Genomic DNA, 17,489 nt, shown 5'->3' with positions numbered 1-17,489 from the left:
TTACAGTGAAAATAACAGGTTTTAGCAAAAGCACATGTCGTGTGCTTTTTAAACAAACAGTACTAATTCCTACGAACTGTTACGTGATCAGATCATGCTACAATCGCATTAAATGATAATGGTAATTATTATCATTAACTGGCATTCTGTCAAGATGTCCTGTTAATACGTACTGTCAATACCTACCGATAGCATTTGTGACTCAGGTTTGTTGGGTCCTACGTTAATAGGAGCTTTGACGGAAGCGTTGATAAACGCGTTGACAGAAGCACTGTTGTTGAAAGAGATAAATAAGGATCCAAACCGTGCAGGGTGAAGTAGGCAAGAGTAGAGTAACGTTTATTTCATCAGATTAAGGGGACAGTAATGACAAATACCCGAACAGAAAGTGACAGCATGGGCGAGCTCGAAGTTCCTAGCGACGCGTTATATGGCGCACAGACACAACGCGCAATTAATAACTTTCCATTAAGTGGTGAACGAATGCCGCTTACTTTTCTTCGCACCCTAGTGACAATTAAAAAAGCCGCTGCACTTGCGAACAAAAAACTCGAAACCCTTGATGCTGGAACTGCCGACGCTATACAGCAGGCCTGTGACACCTTGCTTGATGAGCCCGAGTTACAGCAGCACTTCCCAGTAGATGTATTTCAAACAGGCTCAGGCACTAGCACCAATATGAATGCCAATGAGGTCATCGCTAACTTGGCGAATCAGCAACAGGGTAAACGTGAAGGGGAAGCGGTTCACCCTAACGATCATGTTAACAACGGACAAAGCTCAAACGATGTTATCCCCACTACCATTCATGCAAGTGCCGCCATTGAGCTGACAGAATCGCTTATCCCGGCCATTACGAAGCTAATCGATATCATTGATACCAAAGCGAGCTCAGTGTCTGATTATTGCAAAACCGGCCGCACACACTTAATGGATGCTATGCCGGTTAGGATGGATCAAAGTTTGCGTGCTTGGTCTGCGCAGCTTAGTCAGCAACGTAAGACAATAAAATCGCTTCAACCCGCCATTCAAACGTTAGCGCAGGGTGGAACGGCAGTTGGCACAGGAGTAAACGCACACCCTGATTTTGCCGCCACTTTTGCGAGCACTCTATCTGACCTTACAGGTATAACATTTACCCCCGCTGATAACTGCTTTGCATTAATTAGCTCGCAAGATACGGCGGTAACTTTATCAGGCGCGATAAAATCCCTCGCCGTTACCTTAATGAAAATTTCAAATGACTTACGTTGGATGAACTCAGGGCCCCTTGCTGGTTTAGGTGAAGTATCGCTGCCGGCATTGCAACCAGGGTCATCTATTATGCCCGGCAAAGTGAACCCCGTAATACCCGAAGCGGTAGCGATGGCATCTGCACAGGTGATAGGAAACGATGCAGCCATAACGGTGGGCGGGCAGTCGGGCAATTTCGAGCTTAACGTTATGTTGCCTATGATTGCCGATAATTTGCTGTCGAGCATCAAGTTAATGTCGAATAGCTGTGTGCTTTTGGGCGAGCAGGCCATTAAAGGGTTTACGGTTAACCAAGAGAACCTTGAGAAAGCATTGGCGAAAAACCCTATTTTAGTGACTGCGCTTAACCCTATCATTGGTTATGCGAAAGCCGCAGAAATAGCGAAAAAAGCTTACAAAGATAAAATGCCCGTTATCGATGTTGCAGAAGCGATGACCGACTTGCCAAGGTCTGAGCTGGAATCGTTATTAGACCCTAAAAAACTGACTGAAATTCAGCGCTAAAGCATTTAGTAGGGCGGTTAACCGAGCTTTAATTCCCTGGTTGAAAGGCTCTATGGACAAAATATTGGTATGCAAAGCGTGGAGCCCCACGCTTTTTTTACGGATTTTCAAAGCAATTTTAGGTCGATACTAGATGCCTAGTGCAAAGGAATGTTAGATTGTGGTTGTTTTGTGAGCAGTTGTGCGCTTGTTAAGCGCTTGCCTATTGCCGATGAAGCGGAATTTGATAGAGTGCATACTCGCTTTAAGCCCTCATGGTTGGGCAGTTGAGCAATAAAAATTACTCAGGAATAATTAATGACAGATACATGCTTTCGCATGAAGGGCACTACACTAACCAGTATCGTGTTAGAAGTGATCGATTTTGAGCCAGATGCCTTTGAATCTCAGCTTGCTGAAAAGGTAAATAGTGCACCCCAGTTTTTCACTCGTTCATCGCTAATATTGCATTTAGTCAAATCACTCACTGCCACCGAATTCGAGTTGCTTGTTGCGTTATGTCGACGCTTTAAGCTTCAGCCTATGGCGGTTCGCGGTGAAGTTGGGCCACTTAGAAGTATCATCAACGATTTGGGGTTAGCGGATGTTAGCCAAAGTAAATTCACCGAAAGCTCGTTGAAAACAACAAAATCAGAAAGTACCACGTCTAAAGAGCAGGCCGCGAATGAGCCAGCAGCATCCACACCAGTATCTTCGCCAGTACCCACACCAGCAGCCACTAAACCAGTAAAAGTCATTAGCCGCCCAGTACGCTCTGGGCAGCAAGTCTATGCCGAAGGTGGTGATTTGGTGATTACCGCAGCGGTGAGCGAAGGGGCAGAAGTACTAGCAGATGGAAATATTCATGTTTACGGCACACTTAGAGGCCGAGCTCTGGCGGGCGTAAAAGGTAACGTGCATGCCCGCGTTTTTTGTCAGTCGTTAGATGCAGAACTTATCTCAATTGCTGGGCAATTCATTATGCATGAAACCGTAAAAGCATCATGCTGGAAACAGCCCGCACAAATCTATTTAGAAGAGGACACGTTACACATTGAGCCTATCGCCTAAGTGTTAACGTATTCTACAAGGAATTAAAAATGGCAAAGATTATCGTAGTAACATCGGGTAAAGGTGGGGTTGGTAAAACGACTTCAAGTGCGGCTATCAGTACAGGTTTAGCCTTAGCGGGTCATAAAACAGTAGTCATCGATTTTGATGTGGGCTTACGTAACCTCGATTTAATCATGGGCTGTGAACGCCGTGTGGTTTACGACTTCGTTAACGTGATAAATAAAGAAGCCACGCTGAAACAAGCGCTAATTAAAGATAAGCGTACCGACAACTTGTTTATTCTGCCAGCATCACAAACACGTGATAAAGACGCGCTTACCATCGATGGGGTTCAAGCCGTTCTTAACGAGTTGAAAGAAGATTTCGATTTTATTATCTGTGATTCACCAGCAGGTATAGAACAAGGCGCTCAAATGGCATTGTATTTTGCCGATGAAGCTATCGTTGTGACTAACCCTGAAGTCTCTTCGGTACGTGATTCAGATCGTATTTTAGGTATTTTGCAAAGTAAGTCTTTGCGCGCTGAACAAGGCAAGCCGGTAAAAGAGCATTTATTGCTTACCCGCTACAATCCTCAGCGAGTGGAAAGTGCAGAAATGCTTAGTGTTGCTGATGTTGAAGAAATATTAGCGATACCATTATTGGGTGTTATTCCTGAATCGGAAGCGGTACTTAAGGCTTCTAACCAAGGTCAGCCGGTTATTCTAGACTTAGAAGCCAATGCTGGTCAGGCATATTCAGACGCCGTTCGCCGCTTATTAGGCGAAACCATTGAACATAGATTTCTAGAAGCAGAGAAGAAAGGGTTCTTTAAGCGCCTGCTAGGAGGCAAGTAATGAGTATTTTCGATTACCTACTCAAGAAAAAGGAAAAGCCGCGCACTGCGGCCATGGCCAAAGAGCGGTTACAAATTATTGTAGCCCACGAAAGACGTAAACGTACTGAGCCTGATTATCTGCCCATGATGCAGCAAGAAATTATTCAGGTAATACGTAAATATGTGAGTATTGCAGACGACCAAGTGTCGGTACAGTTGGAAAGCAGTGACGATTGCAGCGTACTAGAGCTAAACGTGACTTTGCCTGAAAGCTAAAGCTAAAGCTAAAGCTAGGGCGAAGGCCAAGAATAGACGATTTACATCGTATCAAAGCCGCCCATGCCACGACTTACTCTAAAATAGTATTGCCCATGTCTTAGCAACAAGGCATGGGTAAATTGCTATTGTTTATTCGCTTTTCTCTAAGGTAATACCAAGTTGCTGCTTTGCTAAATACACCACGGTAGGGTCGATTGGTGGTGGTTCTACAATCACGCCTTCACTCAGTGCCTCTACAATCGTTTTTAGCACGCTAATACGTGCAAACCATTTATGCTCGGCCTGTATCACATGCCAAGGTGCCATTTCAGTATCGGTTTTATCAAACATCTCTTCTATGGCATTAATGTAATCGTCCCGTCGGCCACGATTTCGTATATCTTCTTCGGTTAGCTTCCAGCGTTTGTAAGGGTTATTTAAGCGTTCTTCAAAGCGCGCTAATTGCTCGGCTGCTGAAATATGCATAAAGAGTTTTATAATTGTTACGCCGTCATCAATTAAGAGTCGTTCAAACTCATTAATTTCTTGATACGCTCTTTCCCATGCGGGTTTAGGTGTAAAACCTTCAATGCGTTCTACCATCACACGGCCATAGTAAGAGCGGTCGAAAATGGCTATTCTTCCCGGTACAGGTAGCCGGGTTTGAAACCGATAGAGGTAGTGGCGACCTTGTTCCTCAGGTGTGGGTTTGGCAAAGGAGTGAACGCGAAACCCGCGAGGGTCGAGTTTTTCGGTTATCCTTCTAATAGCGCCGCCTTTTCCTGCGGCGTCCCATCCTTCAAACACAATGATTGCACGCCTGCCTTGGTGATAGTAGGCCTGTTGAACATGCAGTAATTTTTTTTGCCAGCTTTTCAGTGCTTGTTTGTAATGTTCTCGTTCATCAATAGCAGGAGCTTGTGCGCCTTCTGGCAGTCTAAGCTTACGATTTTGAAGGGAAATAGAAGATACTGAATGCGCCATGTTAATCCCGTCGGTTTCTTTTTAGAGTATGCCTTACGGGCTTGAGTGTCCATTTTGCCATTCATATTTATGCTAAATGAAATGTCGCTAGCTATTGTTTCAGTTAGTTTCACCCCAATAGTTGATAGCATTACTCAAGTATTAGATAATTGGGTTATCGATACGTGTACGTGAAGGCGTGCAGGTGCACATGGTTAATGAAGAGGTGAGTATGTCTGTAGAAATGGCGTTGCCAATTGAGTTTTCTGATGCAGCGGCGACAAAAGTAAAAGCGCTCATCACGGAAGAAGAAAATCCTGAATTAAAACTGCGGGTTTATGTTACTGGAGGCGGTTGTTCTGGCTTTCAGTATGGTTTCACTTTTGATGAGAAGGTGAACGACGGCGATATGACAATTGATAAAGACGACGTTACCTTAGTGGTAGACCCTATGAGTTTGCAATACTTAGTGGGCGGCGTTGTTGACTATGTTGAAGGTTTAGAAGGTTCACGCTTTTTAGTGCAAAACCCAAATGCAACCACTACCTGTGGATGCGGCGCTAGCTTCAGCGTGTAAATGATTATCGGGCATACATCGCATCATGGTGTATGCTTGTCTCGCGTTTATGATCTTGTACTTTTCTCCTCGTTGATTTTATGGCTAAACTGAGTGTGTAAGTAAACTCACTCAGGTTGAAGCTATGAAACTGTATGGTTCGGTAACATCTCCATTTGTACGTAGAATTCGCGTAGTACTTTCTAACACGCCCCATGAATTCCTCGATTTACAAATATTCTCTGGGGAAGACAGAGAGCTACTTGCATCGCGAAACCCCACTTTAAAAGTGCCTTGCCTAGAAGACGACGGGCAGCTAATTTTCGATTCCAGAGTAATTTATAGCTATTTGGCGAGTAAATTCGACCATGACTCCCTGTCTTGGGAGGAAGAAAACCTACTCACTCTGATAGATGCTGCTAATGATTCATTCGTGCAGCTGATGCTACTAAAGCGTTCTGATATTGATATCAATCAAGACAAGCTCATCATTCGTTTGCAAAAAGAACGTATAGAATCAGTTTTTTCGACACTGTCTAAGCAGTTGGAAGCGGGTGGATTTAGCGGCTGGACGTACCCTGAAATATGTCTGTACTCAATGGTAGATTGGGTGCTATTCAGAGAATTGCACAGCTTTAAAGACTATCCTTTGTTGCTGGAATTCCACGAAAAACATCGCGACCGTATAGAGCTAACCGCTACCGACCCACGTCAGTAGCCTTTGTTGAAATCAAATTGATAATGGAGCGCCTCATTCGCTATGTAACGTTTTGCATTAGCCACAAATACGCTAGCAACATCTTCAGGTGATGATACTGCGGCAGTATGAGCAGTAACCACCACTTTGGGGTGTGTCCAAAATGGGTGCTCCTCTGGCAGTGGTTCTTGTGTAAATACGTCAAGGACTGCTGCTTGTAGTGTGCCGTTATCCAGCGCGTTTAAAAGCGCGTCTTCTATAATGGCACTTCCACGTCCTGCATTGATAAACATGCTATGAAGTTTTAGTGCGCCAAAGAAAGCCTGGTTTAATACACCTGTAGTGGCGGGCGTATCTGGCATCAGGTTCACCACATGGTCGGCCTCTTGGGCAAACTTGAGTAGATCAGTTGCTGCATAGACATCATCGAAACCATCTACCGCTTGACCACTTCTCGATAAGCCTATGACCTTCATTTCAAAACTTTTTGCCACAGGAATAAGTGCTTGAGCTATTGAGCCAGCGCCTAAAATACCAAGGGTTTTACCCGTAAGGGGCGCTCGAGGGCTTTCTTCCCAGATTGGGGGCTGATGATTCTGGTTATGCGCGAACGCGGGAATATTGCGTGCGTATTGCAAGAGATAGGCAAACACATATTCGCGCATTAGCTTTCCAAACACGCCTTTCACGCCAGTGAGTATATAATCGCTTTTGTCCAAATTAAGCAGGGGAGCATTACCAGCCCACGTTGATTGGCACCACTTCAAGCCAGTGCACTGGTCGATAACCTCAGCCGCCAAATTAGGATCGGCAAGTAATACCTCAACCTCGTCAGGGTTAATTTGTTCAGAAGTGGTAACGGCTTGGCAGATATTCAAAGCATGAGACTGGGGCCATGCATTTGCTATTTCCTCGGCTAATGCGCTGGCATCTTTGCTGAGAATAGAGACGTTGAGTGTAGGCGATTGAATTGACATAAGTGAGCCTTAGTAATCTTTATTGGTGGCCTTTACAATTAGCACACGAATACATAGCGTAAATAGTTTACGCAGAATAGATACTGCTAGTGAGGATACCCTAAGATAATCATTCACATAAGGCAACGCTATCGGTCAAACTAAAGAAAATGTCGAACATAGCCGATAACAGCCTAGAATCCTTTTCTGCTAGCGCCTAAACTTACCAAGGCTCTAGTTTTTTTACAGGCGACTTAACATGTTTCAATTTACCCTGAATGTATCCCTTCATGCGCCCATCTCCTTTTTGTTTGCTGCGTTTCATGAACCTGAATATTTATCTGAATGGTTTGCACCGGGTAATTGCACGGTATCGCAGATTATGAGTAGCTTTAAGGAAGGCGGAAGATACCGCATAAAAATGATTGAACCCAACGGCGTTGAAATAGCGCTAACGGGCGAATATGTGACTATCTTAGCAAACGAGAAGCTTGTGTTCTCTTGGGCGTGGGAAGATGGCGTAGAAGAAACGGTAATGAGCTCAGTAGATATCTCGTTTGAAGAAACAAGCGAAGGGGAAGTGGCGTTAACGCTAATTCATAGTGGTTTCAGTAACCAACAAGAATGCGATCAACATCAATATGCATGGATGTCTTGCCTAGAAAAGCTTGCGGTATTAGCCGATAAACAAGTGGCGTTTAACTAAAGCTGCAATGCTAGCGAAATATTAATAGCGCAGTGTTGCTAAAGATATAAAAAAAGCAGTCATAAAATGACTGCTTTTCTATTTACTAACTGCAACATTTTTGCGCCTGCAGTTAAATTAACCTTACTTACTAGGTTAACCTTATTTGTTAGGTTAACCTTATTTGTTAGGTTAAGGACTCCATGGCCGCTTTTCCGCTTTCTTCACGGTAGGTATTGTAATCGGTATAACCTTCTTCACCACCACCATACCATGTTGAAGGGTCATCAAACGCTGCCAGCGGGTAATTGTTTTTAAACCGCGTAGGTAAATCTGGGTTGGTGATCCAAGGGCGCCCAAAAGCAATCATGTCGGCATCACCGTCGCTAATACGTTTCTCTGCCTCCTCTTGGGTATAACCACAGTTGCCCATTAACATGCCGTCAAACAATGCACGAAATTCAGCAAGTGTCATAGGCTCACCGCGTTCATGAAAACCAAACGCTAGGCCATCCATCACATGTAAATAGCCAAGGTCTAGCTTATTAAGTGCTTGGGCGACATAAGTAAACGTATCGCGAAAATCATCTGCACCCATGTCATTAAATACGCCGTTAGGCGATAAACGCACTCCAACTTGCTCTGAAGGCCAAATCTCTAGCACAGCGTCCATCACTTCACTAAGGAAGCGGTACCGATTATCTACGCTGCCGCCATATTCATCACTACGTTGATTGCTGCGACTGTCTAAAAACTGATTTAGCAGGTAACCGTTAGCGGCATGCACTTCTATACCATCAAAACCTGCAGCTTTCGCATTTACAGCCGCATGTTTGAAATCAGCAACCGTTCTACGAATGTCATCTTGTGTCATTGCTCTTGGCACTTCGTAAGGCTTTTTACCTTTTGGCGTGTGAATTTCATCGCCTTCGATGGCAATAGCAGATGCAGAAAAAGGCAGGTCGCCGTTATGAAAGTCACTATGAGACGCACGACCGGTATGCCATAACTGAAGGATAATTTTGCCGCCAGCTTCATGCACTCTTTCATTAATAGAGCGCCATCCTTCCACCATTTCTTCGGTGTAGATTCCGGGCGTGTCTACCCAGCCAATACCTTCTTCTGATATGGCCGTTGCTTCGGTGATAATAAGGCCAGCATCGGCGCGCTGTACGTATTGATCGCCCATGATTTTGTTTGGTATGCGGTCGCTACCTGCACGGCCGCGTGTCATAGGTGCTAATACCATGCGGTTTTGTAGCGTATTTCCTGCCCATTCTAGTGGTTTAAACAGAGATAACTCTGACATTTGTCGTTCCTTTTAAAACTGTGTGTAAGTGATTACAGAAATGGATGCGACTTGGATTGATTCAAGATGAAAGGATATGCCGATTGGTACTAATAAATAGCAAAACGAGTGCAAGAGAGGCGAGGGGGAACGCTGCGAAGTTGGTAATGCAGATGTTAATAGCGTAATCCGAAAGAGGCGTTAACTGATGAAAATGTGCTTAAACTAAAAAGAAAAAAGGCCATCAAAATGACGACCTGTGCGGTGGAAATGAGAGGGGAGTTTGCTTTAACTAGCGCAGTAGTAACCCTGCAAGGTTCACGTCAAATCGTACGCCCACCACCCACACGTCATCTAACGCTTGAAGTCGGTCACGCTCGCTAAACTGGTCTGGATTGATAATATAATGTACGTTGGGCTGAATCCGAATATTGTCGTTAATATGGACACCGTAGCTTAACTCCATCATGATTTGGCTGCTTGCAGGGCGACCTGAACCGCCATTTATTTCGCGCAATACGCGTTGGTCTTCAATAGCATCCTCACTATAAAATTGTTGCGTGAAGACAAAACCAATTGTGTCTTTGTCTCTTCCTTCGAAGGTACCACGTTTAACAAAGCCAGCTTTAACGTACTCATCTTCTATTAGCTCACCAGATGTACCCGTCAACAAGGCACCAAAAATCGTAACGCTGCGTTTAGAATTTAAATTTGGACGTAAAATGGTTTGCTCGAATCGGGCGAAAATACCAGAGCGCCCATTTTGTGTTGCATAGTCATTACCGGTGACAGCAGCAAAATTACCATTCTCATCTTTAGCAGGATCGGTATAGTCCGCGCCATCATACCAACCGCCAATTTCATAGCGTTTTGGGTAGTCGTCATTTTCCCATGTAGTTTGATAGCCCAATGTCACAGGTACGACTACGCCAGTAGATTCATCTGTTGACCAATCAAAGCCATGATCACTCAAATCTTGGTGAGGAGTGTTCTCTTCATACACACCAGTATGAAAATAGATTTCAGGTGATAGCCAGTACTTTGCGTGACCTCCCCAGCTTGAAACAGGCCACCATGTAAAGTTACTGGTTTTAAATACAAAGGTGGGGTTACCGCAGGCAGAATTCGTTTGAAAGTACTGGCATAGCTCTGAACCAAGAAAGCTGATGTTTGCCACGGTTCTGCCAACTTCTACTTGTAGCTGGTCGTCAAAAAAACTTTTCTCTACGGTAAGCCTGGCTAAACGGGAGTTTTGGCCGCCATAGATTTCTTGAACAGACGTACTGCCTCCAATATGTGTAGCCGCTAGGTTTTGTCCGTGACGATTAGTAAATGCCACATGGACTTTAGTATCTTCCCAACCTGCAAATTTTTCTAAGTCTATTTCTGCGCCCAAAAATAATTGACCAGCATAAGCACTCCCTTCACGCTTACCCCCATCAACATTAGCAGCGGCTTCTCCCGTGTAGCTAGCGAGCCATTCTATATATTCCGATGTATCTTGAGCAGAAAATGCAGGATAAGAAAAACTGACTAAAAAATAGCAGGAAGTAAGTGTAAGTGGCTTTAAAGCCGAAGTTTTTTGCTTTAACCAATGAAAGGTATGCTTCATATCCTACCCTTAGAGTTGATTGAACGTGCTTATAACTTGCACTTATCTTTGTGCTCATCACGATGTTTCTATTTGTTTCCAACGCCTAGAACCAAGTGATCTTAAGTTACATCCGCTTAACAGTTTTCGTATGGCAAACGCAATTTAATGCAGTTAAGGTAATAAATCAACCATGTTTATTTATTTTTATTTTACAAGAGTGTTAATGGTTGAAGTGAGGCAGTATGATGTTTTGTTAGTGCGAACATACAATTTGTATAGACTTTTGTAGCACACTTTACAGGTCTGAATGCAGTTTAAACCTTGTTTATTATGAAGAATTGATAAGATTTGGAATGGTATGGATAATTGAAGTGATCGCATTGATGTGAATTTGTTGTGATTTTTTTAGTCTGGCTAGATATTAAATAAGTCTTGTTGATTTATTGACATGAACATTTTTTGTTGTTTAAATTACTCAACAAATTGTTTACAAGATGAGGTTGGGGTGATGCAAACTAAAACGCCTATAGTTTCCAGAGATATGCTATTGCCGTTTATTCTATTGACGGTGTGTTTTGCTGCATGGGGTGTTGCCGCCAACATGACAGATCCACTAGTGAAAGTCTTTAGTAAAATATTTACTATGTCGTCACTACAATCGGCCTTAGTTCAGTTCGCTTACTATGGTGCTTATTTCTGTTTAGCGATACCCGCAGCCTTTATTAATAAGCGATACTCTTATAAAACGGGTGTGCTAGTAGGGCTAGGATGTGCTGCAGCCGGTGCCTTTCTATTTTACCCAGCAAGTCAGACAATGACTTATGGCTTTTTTCTGATGGCCTTGTTTGTGATGGCCGGTGGGTTGTCTATTTTGGAAACGTCCGCTAATCCTTATGTCATGGCGATGGGCAACGAGCAAAGCGCCACCAGAAGATTGAACCTAGCACAGGCATTCAACCCTGTAGGGACAAACTTTGGCGTATTCTTAGCCGCTACGCTCATACTACCTAATCTGAATCAGGCGTCAGCTGAAGAGCGAAGTGCTATGTCTATGACTGAGCTAAAATCTGTTATAGGTGCTGAACTGGATGCAGTGATGATCCCCTACGTTGCTATGGCGTGTGTACTTCTTTTGGTTTGGGTTGCCGTAGCTTTGATTAAAACCCCTGTGGATGAAGCCACTGCGTCTAAAGCTGACGATATCGATATCGCAGCATCATTGAAGCGCCTAGTGGCGAACAAACATTATCGTTTTGGTGTAATGGCTCAGTTCTTCAACGTGGGCGCGCAAACTTGTGTGTGGACTTTTACTATCCAATACGTCATGAAAGCGATTGGGGGGGATGAGGTACAAGGCGGCGATGTACTTCAATACAGCATGATAGTGTTTCTTATTTCACGTTTTGTGATGACGTGGGTAATGCAGTATCTCTACCCAGCACGACTGCTTATGGTGATGTCACTGGTGGCAGCAGGTTTGTGTTTTGTTATGACACAATCGCCAAATATAGTCGGTGTGGTGGCACTAATTTCAATATCTGCATGTTTATCGCTAATGTTTCCTACTATCTACGGCATTGCGTTACAAGGGCTAGGGAAAGATACTAAACTTGGCGCGGCGGGTTTGGTAATGGCTATTTTAGGTGGTGCAATTATGCCACTCTTCCAAGCTGCAATTATCGACTCAGCAGGTATCGTTATTTCTTATATTGTTCCTGCAGTATGCTTTATATTTGTGGCTGGCTATGGACTGTTTGACATTAAAGCAGTTAAAAGTCCTCAGAAAGTATCCATTGACGATTTGAAGACCAACACTTTGAAGACAAACATGGCGAAGTAATACTTACTTTACTGTAGTGATGCTCATCATGATTTAAAAAAATGCCAGCCTTTGCTGGCATTTTTTTATGTGAGATGAACGGCCAAGTAGATTGGCACAAGAAGCAAGGATCTAATAGTTGCAGGTAACGTTGGGTGGACTGAAAACACTAGTAGATAAGATTGCTGCCTCAATATCAAAAAGCCAATTACATAAAATTCGAGTTGCGCAGAAAACTAGATTAACTGGTAATTTCTGTCGTTCATGCCAATACTAACTTAATGGTTTTCAACTACTATTGGGATTATGAATAATTGGTCTGGCTCTATTAACTCAAATATCATCAGCCATTTTTCGGTATTTTTGATTCTATTTGGAAGCTATACGTTTTCACTTGGTGTTTACGCCGAGCAACGAAACACAATTACTTTAGCCACCTCAGAAGCGAGTCCATTCAGTAGCGCGCACGACCCTAAACAAGGGTACGTAAACGAGGTCATTCACCTTGCATTTGAAAAAATGGGCTACATCCCCAAAATTGAATTCTTTCCACATGCTAGAGCGATATATCTCGCCGACGGCGGAAAAGTTGAAGGTGTTTTTCCACTTCGCGATAGCACAGTACGTGTTGAGGGGATGATATATTCCGATGCTATCCGTGGTGGGAGCATCAACTATCTTGTCCATAATAGTCGAAACATTCATAGCTTATTAAACACCGAATTAGGCGATTCGATATCACAATTCAACAACTTAGGCCTTTCCCGTCTTGGGGTTTTACGCGGTGCACAGTTGCCGTTGAGTCTTCGTGAGGCTGAAAATATCGATGTACTCTTAGCCAAATCATTACCGACATTGTTAGATATGTTAGATAGGGGGCGAGTTGACTTTATTTATATAGATGAGTACGGCGCAAAACAAACAATAACTAATCATCGTCCCCACTTATCACAGAAATTTAAATTCATTAAATCGCTTAGAAAAAGCAATCCTCATTTCTTAGGGATATCGAAAAACTTGCCCGATGCCCCCCAAATTATGGCGCATTTCAATCAAGCATTGGCATCTCTAGAAACTGATGGAACCATCGATACAATATTAAAGCGATACGGTATTTTCATCGAGCCGGAAAATGTCGTTACAGAGAGAAAATTAATAGTTGGTGCGCCTAATATTAATGGTATTGAAACCGCTATTAAATACTTGAATGACAGCGGCACGCCTTTTTCAGAGCAAGATATTCAGTGGCGTGTCATGGAGGAGAGTATACTCAGAAAGCACATACAGGGAGATTTTGCAGTTAACGAAACACAGTTTGACTTAGTAATGCTAGGTAATTTCGAGGTGCCTATTTGGGCCAGAAATGGTTGGTTGTTACCTTTTCCCGAGCCGCCCTCGAACTACGATATGAAAGATATTATACCCATCGCAAAGCATTCAAATACATACGAAGGTGAGGTCTATGGTTTACCGTTTGTAGGAGAAACAACGCTAACCTTCTACCGAAAAGATCTGTTGCAGAACGCTGATATTAGTTTGCCCAAGCAGATGACTTATAGAAACCTAAGCGCCATTGCTATGGAAATTCAAGATCCCAAATCGCAGCTGTATGGTGTAGGACTGCGCACAAAAGTAGGTTGGGGGCAAAATATGGCATTAATTGGCACCATGGTAAATACGTACGGTGGAAGCTGGTTTGATGAAGATATGAAGCCGCTGCTTACTTCTAGGTCGTGGGAGCGAGCAATCAAGGACTATGTTTCAATCGCGGTAAACAACGGTCCGCCAGGTGAATACGATTTAGGGTGGAAAGATAACCAGCAACTCTTTGCTGACGGAAAATTAGCATTCTTTGTTGATGCATCATCTTTAGGTGGCTACATCTTAGATCCTTCTTCTTCGAAGGTTTCGGAGAATGTCGGTGTGACTTATGCGCCAATAGGAACAACACCAAAAGGGGCACAATGGTTTTGGTCGTGGAATTTCGCGATACCTCATTTAGCTCACAATAAAGAAATAGCACAGCAATTAGCTTATTGGTTAACTTCTAAAGCGTTTATTACTTCGGTTAAAGGTAAGTATGGTTATTACGCAGCGCCAGCTGGCACTCGTCATTCAACCTACAGTGACAGCTATATAAACGCTATTCCTTATGCTAGCTATGAATACAACGCACTGCTAGCAACTGAGCTTGATAATATTAATGTCCCCACGACTGGAAGCCAGTTTGTTCCAATCCCAGAATTTACGGCGCTCGGTTACCTTGTGGGAGTTCAGATAAATTTAGCAGTGAAGCAGCAAGTTACTATTCAAGAGGCATTAAAAACAGCGCAACACCAATCTGAAGCTGTAATGAGGCGCGCTGGTTATTATCACAACTGAAATTCCCACTTACATTTAGTTTGCAGGGCAAAAAATACCCAATACAGCCTCTCGCGAAGCGCCGGTAACAGCAGGTACGTTGCCTGGAATATTATTGTTGTGTGCAAAAGCTAGCCACGCGAATGCAGCCCCTTCAACGTGTTGGGGGTGAATATTGATACTGTGGCTGTCACTCACTTGATAACTTGGCAGTAAGTTGGCTATGCGTTGCATCAGCATAGGGTTAAAGGCTCCACCCCCACAAACGATGACTTGTGCGCCTTTGGGCATTTTTTGCTTGTTAATTTCATCAGCAATACTCGTTGCTGTTAGCGCTAGTAGCGTCGCTTGCACATCTTGAGGGGGAAGTGTGCTGGCTTGTGAACTGGCGAGCGTATCAAGATAAGACGTTAACCATGCTATATTGAAATATTCTCTACCAGTGCTCTTCGGTGCGGTTTGATGAAAATAGCTATCGGAAAGTAACTTTGTTAATAAGTCATCACTTACTACACCGGTATTAGCCCATTGCCCCTTGTCATCATAGGGCTTATTCAAATGCAGCTTAACCCACGCATCCATTAGGGTATTGCCTGGGCCAGTATCATAGCCAAGAGGAGCAATAGTATTTTGTTTTGCTGCTAATACTGAAATGTTCGCAATACCGCCAATGTTAACCAACACTCTTGGCTGGGTATCGTGCGCGAAGATAGCATTATGGTAGGCTGGAACTAAGGGCGCACCTTGGCCGCCTAGGGCAATATCTTTGCGCCTAAAGTCAGCAACAACATCAATATTTGTGAGTACGGCAAGTGTATTTGTGTCGCCAATCTGACACGTAAAACCTTTTTGCTCAACGTCGTTGTGAAGCTCAACTCCCTGCGGGAAGTGCCTAATGGTTTGTCCATGAGAGCCAATTGCGGTGATATCGCTTGATGAAAGCTGAGTCTCTGATAGCAACACGCTTACGGCTTGTGCAAAGCTTTCTGCTACCAACCTATCGGCGGTTGCCATCGCATTGAGCTCGTTAGTAGAGGGGGTGCAAAGTGAATGAAGTAAAGAAAGTAGATTAGCAGGGTAGGAAATAGATACGGCGTGTAAGGTTTGGCACTTATCTGCAGTGATATCGCAAAGGACGGCGTCAACGCCGTCCATGCTAGTCCCTGACATAAGGCCAATATACTTTGCCATAAGTCGGCTATTTCATTGCAAGCATAATGCGTTTGTTGTTATTAAGCTGCTGCTGACGTACATGAGCAATGTCCATGAATGCTTCACGCTCTTCAGCGGCAATAGGTAATGCTTTTGGCAGTGATACGGTACGAGGGTTTCGGTGTACACCGTCTACCAAGAATTCATAGTGAACATGCGGGCCAGACGCCAAGCCTGTGCTACCTAAATAACCAATAGTTTGACCCTGTTTTACCGTGTCGCCTACTTTCACTGCACGTTTTTTAAAGTGCAGATACTTAGTGGTATATTTTTCACCGTGTTGCACAAATACATGGTGACCATTGTACTTGTCGTACGCTGACTTAATGACTTTACCATCGCCCGCCGCCATAACTGGCGTACCAACGGCAGCAACATAATCGGTACCACGGTGTGCTTTCCAGCGTTTTTGCACAGGGTGAAAACGTGCTTTGGAGAAGTTAGAGCTCACGTACCTAAAGTTAATAGGTGCACGTAAGAAGCTCTTACGCATGCTTCTGCCCTCAGGCGTGTAGTAAGTGCCGTCTTCATGCAAGATAGCGCTAAAGTCTTCACCTTGGTTGGTAAACTCTGCGGCGACTATGTCGCCATAGCCCACAAACTCACCATCGATGTATTGTTCTTCAAACACCACGTTAAAGGTATCGCCTGAACGAATTTCTGTCGCAAAATCGATATCCCAGCCAAAAATACCCGCAAGGTTCATAATTTGATTGCTGGTTAATCCGGCCGTTGCCCCAGCATTCCAAAAGCTTGAATGAATTTCACCTTGTGCAAAATTATAGCGAATATCAACGTCACGCTTTTCAAGATCGGCTGTTAAGCTATTATCTTCACTGGTGGGGTCGGGGCGAATAAATAAAGTTTCGGTAGAAGAAAGCTTATATTTAAGCTCACCAAACGTACCGTCGTTATTAATTTTGAACGAAAGCTCATCACCAGGTAACAAGGTAACCAGTGTTTTAGCAAGGTCACCAGCTTGAGTAACATTGTAAACGTCACGAGAGGTAAAACCCGCACGCTTAAATAGCTTTGCTAGGGTATCGCCGCTGCGAACTTTATAGGTTTGCCAGTTCGACTCTTCTTCGATTGAAAAGACGTCGGTTGACGGCATAATGTTCAAATCGAGAGGGTAACGAATACCGGTATCAAGTACCAAAGCATCTTGATGACGACTCGCTTCTACCGTGTCTGACGGCAAAAGAATAAGCCCACCTAAGAACATACTAGCAATAGCTAATCCTGTTCGGTGTTGCTTTGGCAATTGTTTAAATATGTTTAGCGCCTTTAGGGCGTCTAGTTTGATTCTCATAATACTACCTACTTGAGAATTTTATGTGCAATGTACTTGTCACATAAGTTGCTCAAAAATGCAACTTTTCTCATTGTTTTTTAGCGCAAAAGTTAATTATTGAACGCAATGGCAGTCCAACTCCTGCTTATTGAGTTGGACTGAGCAGGTCGAGAGCGAT

Annotated in this window: 15 protein-coding genes; 9 read left to right on the top strand and 6 right to left on the bottom strand. The window is 43.7% G+C overall.

The genetic code is table 11. The features are described 5' to 3' along the window. Positions 1-366 precede the first annotated feature (366 nt). From AAC006_RS08710 to minE, 4 genes are all read left to right on the top strand, one after another. On the top strand, positions 367-1,758 hold the full coding sequence (locus tag AAC006_RS08710) for a class II fumarate hydratase (protein ID WP_339891117.1): 1,392 nt from the start codon (positions 367-369) through the stop codon (positions 1,756-1,758). Between the two features lie 297 nt (positions 1,759-2,055). Continuing rightward, a complete protein-coding gene (minC, locus tag AAC006_RS08705) occupies positions 2,056-2,808 on the top strand; it encodes a septum site-determining protein MinC (protein ID WP_339891115.1) in 753 nt (250 codons plus the stop codon). 29 nt (positions 2,809-2,837) lie between these two features. Continuing rightward, positions 2,838-3,647: a septum site-determining protein MinD gene (gene minD / locus AAC006_RS08700; protein ID WP_013782808.1), complete on the top strand. Its 810-nt coding sequence runs from the start codon at positions 2,838-2,840 to the stop codon at positions 3,645-3,647. Continuing rightward, positions 3,647-3,904, top strand: coding sequence for a cell division topological specificity factor MinE (minE, locus tag AAC006_RS08695; protein ID WP_126873110.1), 258 nt, complete (start codon positions 3,647-3,649; stop codon positions 3,902-3,904). The genes minD and minE overlap by 1 nt, the downstream gene beginning before the upstream one ends. A gap of 132 nt (positions 3,905-4,036) precedes the next feature. Here minE and AAC006_RS08690 read toward each other — a convergent pair whose 3' ends face one another. Continuing rightward, on the bottom strand, positions 4,037-4,870 hold the full coding sequence (locus AAC006_RS08690; RefSeq protein WP_126873111.1) for a PPK2 family polyphosphate kinase: 834 nt from the start codon (positions 4,868-4,870) through the stop codon (positions 4,037-4,039). Positions 4,871-5,081: 211 nt separating this feature from the next. Here AAC006_RS08690 and erpA point away from each other — a divergent pair, with 211 nt between their 5' ends. Both erpA and AAC006_RS08680 read left to right on the top strand, forming a co-directional pair. Further along, the gene (erpA, locus tag AAC006_RS08685; protein ID WP_126873133.1) at positions 5,082-5,426 is read left to right on the top strand and encodes an iron-sulfur cluster insertion protein ErpA; all 345 of its coding nucleotides are present in this window, start codon (positions 5,082-5,084) and stop codon (positions 5,424-5,426) included. A 124-nt stretch (positions 5,427-5,550) separates the two neighbouring features. Beyond that, positions 5,551-6,123 (top strand): glutathione S-transferase family protein, encoded by a 573-nt coding sequence (locus AAC006_RS08680; RefSeq protein ID WP_126873112.1) that lies wholly within the window; start codon positions 5,551-5,553, stop codon positions 6,121-6,123. Here the strand turns inward: AAC006_RS08680 and AAC006_RS08675 are convergent. Continuing rightward, entirely contained in the window at positions 6,117-7,079 is a 963-nt protein-coding gene (locus AAC006_RS08675) for a D-2-hydroxyacid dehydrogenase (protein WP_339891113.1), read from the bottom strand. The genes AAC006_RS08680 and AAC006_RS08675 overlap by 7 nt on opposite strands. Before the next feature lie 238 nt (positions 7,080-7,317). On the opposite strand from AAC006_RS08675, the gene AAC006_RS08670 reads away from it, so the two are divergent. Next, positions 7,318-7,764 carry an SRPBCC domain-containing protein gene (locus AAC006_RS08670; protein WP_129739950.1) on the top strand — a complete coding sequence of 149 codons (447 nt, stop codon included), beginning with the start codon at positions 7,318-7,320 and terminating at the stop codon, positions 7,762-7,764. A 166-nt stretch (positions 7,765-7,930) separates the two neighbouring features. On the opposite strand, the gene AAC006_RS08665 is transcribed toward AAC006_RS08670, so the two are convergent. Continuing rightward, complete coding sequence (locus tag AAC006_RS08665; protein ID WP_013782815.1) at positions 7,931-9,052, bottom strand: alkene reductase; 1,122 nt, start codon at positions 9,050-9,052, stop codon at positions 7,931-7,933. Between the two features lie 271 nt (positions 9,053-9,323). Further along, a complete protein-coding gene (locus AAC006_RS08660) occupies positions 9,324-10,643 on the bottom strand; it encodes a carbohydrate porin (RefSeq protein ID WP_339891111.1) in 1,320 nt (439 codons plus the stop codon). Between the two features lie 490 nt (positions 10,644-11,133). Between AAC006_RS08660 and fucP the strand changes: the two genes are divergently transcribed. Then, a complete protein-coding gene (fucP, locus tag AAC006_RS08655; protein WP_013782817.1) occupies positions 11,134-12,465 on the top strand; it encodes an L-fucose:H+ symporter permease in 1,332 nt (443 codons plus the stop codon). A 285-nt stretch (positions 12,466-12,750) separates the two neighbouring features. Then, positions 12,751-14,826: an extracellular solute-binding protein gene (locus tag AAC006_RS08650; RefSeq protein WP_013782818.1), complete on the top strand. Its 2,076-nt coding sequence runs from the start codon at positions 12,751-12,753 to the stop codon at positions 14,824-14,826. A gap of 15 nt (positions 14,827-14,841) precedes the next feature. On the opposite strand, the gene AAC006_RS08645 is transcribed toward AAC006_RS08650, so the two are convergent. Continuing rightward, the gene (locus AAC006_RS08645) at positions 14,842-15,996 is read right to left on the bottom strand and encodes an anhydro-N-acetylmuramic acid kinase (protein WP_339891110.1); all 1,155 of its coding nucleotides are present in this window, start codon (positions 15,994-15,996) and stop codon (positions 14,842-14,844) included. A gap of 7 nt (positions 15,997-16,003) precedes the next feature. Then, a complete protein-coding gene (locus AAC006_RS08640; protein WP_057789743.1) occupies positions 16,004-17,329 on the bottom strand; it encodes a peptidoglycan DD-metalloendopeptidase family protein in 1,326 nt (441 codons plus the stop codon). Between the last annotated feature and the right edge of the window lie 160 nt (positions 17,330-17,489).

The sequence above is a fragment of the uncultured Alteromonas sp. genome (genome assembly GCF_963976965.1).
Classification (GTDB): domain Bacteria; phylum Pseudomonadota; class Gammaproteobacteria; order Enterobacterales; family Alteromonadaceae; genus Alteromonas; species Alteromonas naphthalenivorans.
This window is presented reverse-complemented; position numbering and strand designations above follow the sequence as displayed.